Consider the following 6,072-nt stretch of genomic DNA (forward strand, 5'->3'; position numbering starts at 1 on the left):
TAAGGTCTCTAAAGGGTTGTTGAAGACTACAACGTTGATAGGTCGGGTGTGTAAGTGCTGTGAGGCATTGAGCTAACCGATACTAATTGCCCGTGAGGCTTAACCATACAACACCCAAGGGGTTTTATCTCGTCAAGAGAAACGCGGACTCCAAGTACACTTGAACGTGTAGAGAACACTAGTTAACTTTCCCAGATTGCTATTTATTGTCGATGACAATAAATAAAACCGAATTTGCTTGGCGACCATAGCATTATGGACCCACCTGATCCCATGCCGAACTCAGTAGTGAAACGTAATAGCGCCGATGGTAGTGTGGGGTCTCCCCATGTGAGAGTAGGACATCGCCAGGCTTTAAATTTTAAAAGGCCATCCGAAAGGATGGCCTTTTTTCGTTTTAATACTTTTAAAGTAAGTTTCATCTATAAACTAGACCTACAGACCTACAGACCTACAGACCTACAGACCTACAGACCTACAGACCTACAGACCTACAGACCTACAGACCTACAGACCTACAGACCTACAACAGAATAGTATTTAATAAAGAGATGTATCACTGCAGTAGAGAGTTACTGCAGTGATAAAGGGGTTGAATTATAGAATTTGATTCAGGATGTGATCCGCTTTTACACGACGAATACGTGTAATGAGCTTTTTAACTTGAGCTGGATAGTTATCAATTTTTTCAATTTGCTTATAACTACCAATAAGCTGGGTATGTTCGAGAATACAATTTAATTCTTGTTGTTGCTGCTCGGCGAGTAGTTGATTTTTGTCATGAATTAAAATCGCATTTTCAAGATCAAGTTTCCAAGCTCGTGGATTGAGGTTATTACCCGTTACTAACATATAACGACGATCTACCCAAAGCCCCTTCAAGTGAAAGCTATTGTTATCGTGTTTCCATAAATGGATCGCTAATTGGCGATGTGCAATAGCGGCTTCATTATGTTTAGCAAAATTACGTAAATTGACTTCATATAAATAAGGTAACCCAGCAATAGTCTTAAAAGGCTCTGATGGTGGAATATAAAAGTCATTTGCTGTTTTATCACCAACGACGATTGTGACCTTTACACCGCGCTTAAGAGCTTTCTTTACTTCGCGACTTACCATTCTCGGAAAGTTAAAGTAGGGAGTACAAATAGTCAGCTCAGATTGTGCACTAGCGATGAGCGTACAAATATCCTGATTAAGTTTGTTCTTACGTTTCCCTAAACCTATCAGAGGTGTTAATCCTACCTCGTCATCTTTAATCTCATCCGGCTCAAAATGGTAGATAGCTTGTTGTAGTTCGGAGCGTAGATCTCGAATTGCCGTCTTCAATGACTTTGTGTCGGGTCTTTCTGGTTGTGCTAGGCAGTTAACTGCATTACTCGAAACAAGTATGTCAATAATGAACTGCGCCATGCTGTTAGCGAGCTTTTCATTTTTAATGACGTGGTAGCGATCGTAACGATAACGGTCATGTTGAGCGAGATACACATCATTTAAGCTTGCACCGCTATAAATAACATTATCATCAATAACAAAGCCTTTCAGGTGTAGGACACCGAACACTTCTCGATTACGAACGGGAACGCCAAGCACATCGATCTTGTGAGTATATTTTTCTGCGTACTCACGATATAGCGCGGCATTGCCATCGGACTGACTGGCGCCAATTAAGCCTCGTTGAGCTCTATGCCAATCAACTAATACCTTTATATCAAGTTCGGGGTTGAGTTGCTTAGCTTCATACAGAGCGGTAAGCACACCTCTTCCTGCTTCATCATCTTGGAGATATAAGGCAACTAAGTAAATGCGTTCTTTAGCTGATTTTATTTCTTGATATAGACGCTCTCTAAACGAATTTGCATCAAAAAGAGTCTCTAAATTCTCGGGCTTGTGCGCAATACATGGCAGTTGTTCGATGAGCTGCCTGTTAGCAATAGCTGAATCCATTATCGCCTCGTTTACACGATCTATAAGTAGATGAATTTTGATTAAGGGATCAATTATACCAGAAAAAAAGCGAAGTCAATGTATCTAGTGTTTAGATATGTTTTTGCTCATGCTTTCTGAGGTAAGTGTATCAATAAATAACATTGGAATTAGATTCTTACCGCTATTAGCATAGCGTTGAAAACGTTGCTTGATATTATTGGGAAGGTTTTCGCTATTAATAGTTTGAAACCCTGACTTTTGATAGAAAACTTCTAACTCTTGAAATGCAAAGCAATAGCATGCTTGTTGGTTCATTTGATTACGGCATGCTTCAATAAGCTTATACGCAATACCTTGTAAACGGTACTCTGGGATGACAAGCATGCCTGTCAGTAGTTGTATATCATCAATAGTTTTAAATCGTACGGATGCAATAATACTGTTGTTTGATTCTGCAACCCAGATTGTTTCATCTCTCTTTGCTTTTCCTGATGGGTAGAATGACTTGTATATTTTATTAACTAAAGGCAAGCGAATAGGATCAAGTTGACGATAAATAATTTGAGACATGGGAAAACACTGCGTTGTTGAATGGGATCAGGTAAAATAGTTTCAATTCGTATCGAAAAGTATAAAGATTTGGTTGTGAATTAACATGAAAGTTTTACATGAAACTGGGTTAGCGCCTTATCACACCTTTGGGATTGATGTATCGGCGAAGTACATACTTGAAGCATCAAGTGTTGAAGATCTCCTTGCTATTTGGCAGGACGAGACATACCAGGAAGTCCCTAAGTTAGTTGTTGGTCAAGGAAGTAACTTACTTTTTTGTGAAGATTACCAAGGCGCTATCATTTTAAACCGAATTAAAGGTATTAATGTAGTCGATAGTACTGAGTATGTTGATTTACATGTAGGTGGCGGTGAAGACTGGCATGGTTTGGTGTCTTGGGCTGTCGATAATGGTTTTAATGGCCTTGAGAATCTAGCACTCATTCCTGGTTGTGTGGGGTCGTCCCCGATACAAAATATTGGTGCTTATGGCGTAGAGTTAAAAGATGTCTGCCAGTATGTTGATGTATTAAATGTACAAACAGGGGAAGTGAAGCGTTTGATGGCTGATGAATGCCACTTCTCATATCGAGATTCAATTTTTAAGCGAGAGTTAAAAGATAACCACATAATTATTGCGGTAGGTTTTCGCTTAACTAAAGCTTGGTCTCCGAAAATAGCCTATGGCCCATTAGCAAAATTCTCGCTCGATACTGTTACAGCCAAAGAGATTTTTGATGAAGTGTGCGCCATTCGCCGTGAAAAACTGCCTGATCCGCAGGTTATGGGGAATGCAGGTAGTTTTTTCAAAAACCCAATTATTTCGTTAGACGTACGTGACTTTCTTTTGTCTGAGTACCCTAACATGCCAAGTTACCCAGTGGACGAAGCTCATTGTAAGTTAGCTGCGGGCTGGTTGATTGATCAATGTGGTTTGAAAGGTTACCAAATTGGTGGTGCTAAAATTCACCAGCAACAAGCACTCGTATTAACGAATGTTGGTAATGCAACTGCACGTGATGTACTTCAGCTAGCACAGTATGTTGTCGATACGGTAATGACTAAATTTGGTGTCTCTCTTGAGCATGAGGTGCGTTTTATGGCACATAATGCTGAAACTAATCTCAACGAGATGCTGCGATGAAAGATCATACCGTACGACTAGCTTTGATTCAGTTACTCTCTGATGGTGAATTTCATTCAGGTGAAGTATTGGGACAAACGCTGGGTATGACTCGTGCTGCAATCGCGAAACAAATTCAAGTCATTCAACAGTGGGGGCTTGATATTTTTAGGGTGCAAGGCAAAGGTTATTGTCTTGCATCAGCGATTGATTTACTTGATAAGCAGCAGATTTTAGCGAAAGTTAAGTGCCCCCATCTTGATTTAATTCCTGTCATCGACTCAACTAATCAATACCTTCTAGATAGAGTAGGGCAACTGCCTAGTGGTAGTGTATGTTTGGCTGAATATCAAGAAGCAGGCCGTGGACGACGAGGTCGACAATGGGTTTCACCTTTCGGTAGTAACCTGTACCTTTCCATTTACTGGCGTTTAGAAGCTGGTATGGCTGCGGCAATGGGGCTGAGTTTAGTTGTCGGCGTCGCGATTGCTGAAACGCTCCAAAAACTGGGTGCGGATGATGTTCGAGTTAAATGGCCTAACGATATTTATTATCAGGATAAAAAGCTAGCTGGTATTCTTGTTGAAATGACTGGTCAAGCAGGGGATGCTGCACACTTAGTGATTGGAATGGGGCTAAATATTAATATGCCACTAACAGAGCAAAGTGAGATCACGCAAGCGTGGACAACACTGTCGCAAGCTTGTGATAGCTTACCGTCTCGAAATATCTTAGCGGCGACATTGATCTCACATCTTAATCAAACACTCTGTGATTACGAACATCAAGGTTTAGTTGGCTTTGTTGAACGTTGGAATAAAATAGATAACTTTTTAAACCGCCCTGTGAAATTATTAATCGGTGAGCGAACCATCGAAGGTACTGCTCGCGGGATTGATACTCAAGGGGCTTTACTACTGGAAACCGACACTGGTATTACACCGTATATCGGCGGTGAAATCAGCCTTAGAGGTTGCTGATGCAATTATTAATTGAAGCAGGCAATACTTACGTCAAAGTTGCCTTACTAACCCAAAATGAACACATTGAACAAATTGGTAAATACCCAAGTAAAAAATTAGAGCTTGTTTTACAACCGTTACTGGAAGGTAATGTTGAGCGCATTGTTTTTGCGAGTGTCGGACCAGTTGAAGTTGACAATACTATTCAGCGTATAGCACAAATGGCGAATATTCCTGTTACTCAGGTAAAAACTGCACGTGAAGACTTCGGTGTTGTTAACGCATATTCTGAATATCAATACCTTGGTGTTGACCGCTGGCTAACACTGGTTGCTATTCGTCAAAGTTTTAAGCAACCTACAGTGATTGTTGATATAGGCACGGCATTAACGTTTGATGTTATGGACAGTGATGGAAAACATCTTGGTGGTTGGATCATGCCTGGTTATCAGTTAATGATGAAATCAGTACTAGAGAATACGACCAAGGTGTTTTCAGATAGTGAGCATAGTGAATCATTAACACTGGCAAACAATACCGCAGATGGTTTAAAGAATGGCTGCCGTGCTGCGTTGGTTGGATTAATTGAGTTTGGCCTAAAACAAGCATCTGCAGAACTAAATGAAGCGCCCGCGGTAATTCTATGTGGTGGCGGTGTTCGTCATTTGCCAAAATCGTGGTGTAAACCTTTTTATCATCGCTCGGAGTTGGTACTTGAAGGGCTAGGGTTGTATGCAAAGCGCGGTTAATGCCGAAAATTACGTCAATTAAATAAAAAACAATAAAAAAAACACGTTAGGGTATTGCAACAAAAATAATCATTATCTAGAATGCGCACCACTAACGCCGACTTAGCTCAGTAGGTAGAGCAACTGACTTGTAATCAGTAGGTCACCAGTTCGACTCCGGTAGTCGGCACCAGTTTTAAAAATTTCGGTGGGGTTCCCGAGTGGCCAAAGGGAGCAGATTGTAAATCTGCCGGCACTGCCTTCGAAGGTTCGAATCCTTCCCCCACCACCATTTTCAAATGGTTGAATAGCTCTACGAGATACAAGTTCTGCGGGCATCGTATAATGGCTATTACCTCAGCCTTCCAAGCTGATGATGCGGGTTCGATTCCCGCTGCCCGCTCCACATTTCTTGTGTGCTGATATAGCTCAGTCGGTAGAGCGCACCCTTGGTAAGGGTGAGGTCGGCAGTTCAAATCTGCCTATCAGCACCACTCTCAAGCCCTAATTCATCCATTTGTTATATACTCAACAAACCCATGTTTGGTTGTGTGGTCGTAATGCCACCTAATACCGTGCCCAGAGGGACTATCCATGTCTAAAGAAAAATTTGAACGCGTAAAACCGCACGTAAACGTTGGTACTATCGGCCACGTTGACCACGGTAAAACAACTCTAACTGCTGCTATCTGTACTACACTTTCAAAAGTGTACGGTGGTGCTGCTCGTGACTTCGCATCAATCGATAACGCTCCAGAAGAGCGTGAGCGCGGTATCA

Annotated in this window: 6 protein-coding genes, 4 tRNA genes and 2 rRNA genes; 10 read left to right on the top strand and 2 right to left on the bottom strand. The window is 41.5% G+C overall.

Annotation, left to right across the window (positions count from 1 at the left end; all coding sequences use genetic code 11):
* Both C9J38_RS21270 and rrf read left to right on the top strand, forming a co-directional pair.
* Positions 1 to 107: ribosomal RNA gene (locus C9J38_RS21270) — 23S ribosomal RNA — on the top strand; the annotation flags it as partial.
* Positions 108 to 237: 130 nt separating this feature from the next.
* Positions 238 to 353, top strand: a 5S ribosomal RNA gene (rrf, locus tag C9J38_RS21275).
* Between the two features lie 244 nt (positions 354 to 597).
* On the opposite strand, the gene pssA is transcribed toward rrf, so the two are convergent.
* On the bottom strand, positions 598 to 1,947 hold the full coding sequence (gene pssA, locus C9J38_RS21280) for a CDP-diacylglycerol--serine O-phosphatidyltransferase (protein ID WP_107208794.1): 1,350 nt from the start codon (positions 1,945 to 1,947) through the stop codon (positions 598 to 600).
* Between the two features lie 84 nt (positions 1,948 to 2,031).
* Positions 2,032 to 2,499: a GNAT family N-acetyltransferase gene (locus C9J38_RS21285; protein WP_005363553.1), complete on the bottom strand. Its 468-nt coding sequence runs from the start codon at positions 2,497 to 2,499 to the stop codon at positions 2,032 to 2,034.
* 85 nt (positions 2,500 to 2,584) lie between these two features.
* On the opposite strand from C9J38_RS21285, the gene murB reads away from it, so the two are divergent.
* The 8 genes from murB to C9J38_RS21325 form a co-directional block, all read left to right on the top strand.
* A complete protein-coding gene (murB, locus tag C9J38_RS21290) occupies positions 2,585 to 3,625 on the top strand; it encodes a UDP-N-acetylmuramate dehydrogenase (RefSeq protein ID WP_107208795.1) in 1,041 nt (346 codons plus the stop codon).
* Positions 3,622 to 4,584, top strand: a complete 963-nt coding sequence (gene birA / locus C9J38_RS21295) for a bifunctional biotin--[acetyl-CoA-carboxylase] ligase/biotin operon repressor BirA (RefSeq protein WP_107208796.1) — start codon at positions 3,622 to 3,624, stop codon at positions 4,582 to 4,584. The genes murB and birA overlap by 4 nt, the downstream gene beginning before the upstream one ends.
* Positions 4,584 to 5,315 (top strand): type III pantothenate kinase, encoded by a 732-nt coding sequence (locus C9J38_RS21300; protein WP_005363560.1) that lies wholly within the window; start codon positions 4,584 to 4,586, stop codon positions 5,313 to 5,315. The genes birA and C9J38_RS21300 overlap by 1 nt, the downstream gene beginning before the upstream one ends.
* Before the next feature lie 96 nt (positions 5,316 to 5,411).
* A tRNA-Thr gene (locus C9J38_RS21305) sits at positions 5,412 to 5,487 on the top strand.
* Between the two features lie 14 nt (positions 5,488 to 5,501).
* Positions 5,502 to 5,586 (top strand) — tRNA-Tyr (locus tag C9J38_RS21310).
* Positions 5,587 to 5,625: 39 nt separating this feature from the next.
* Positions 5,626 to 5,700 (top strand) — tRNA-Gly (locus C9J38_RS21315).
* Positions 5,701 to 5,712: 12 nt separating this feature from the next.
* A tRNA-Thr gene (locus C9J38_RS21320) sits at positions 5,713 to 5,788 on the top strand.
* A 100-nt stretch (positions 5,789 to 5,888) separates the two neighbouring features.
* A partial coding sequence (locus C9J38_RS21325; RefSeq protein WP_233217677.1) for a GTP-binding protein occupies positions 5,889 to 6,072 on the top strand: 184 nt, incomplete at its 3' end.

Origin of the sequence: Photobacterium sp. GB-210 (genome assembly GCF_003026075.1) — a bacterium.
GTDB lineage: Bacteria > Pseudomonadota > Gammaproteobacteria > Enterobacterales > Vibrionaceae > Photobacterium.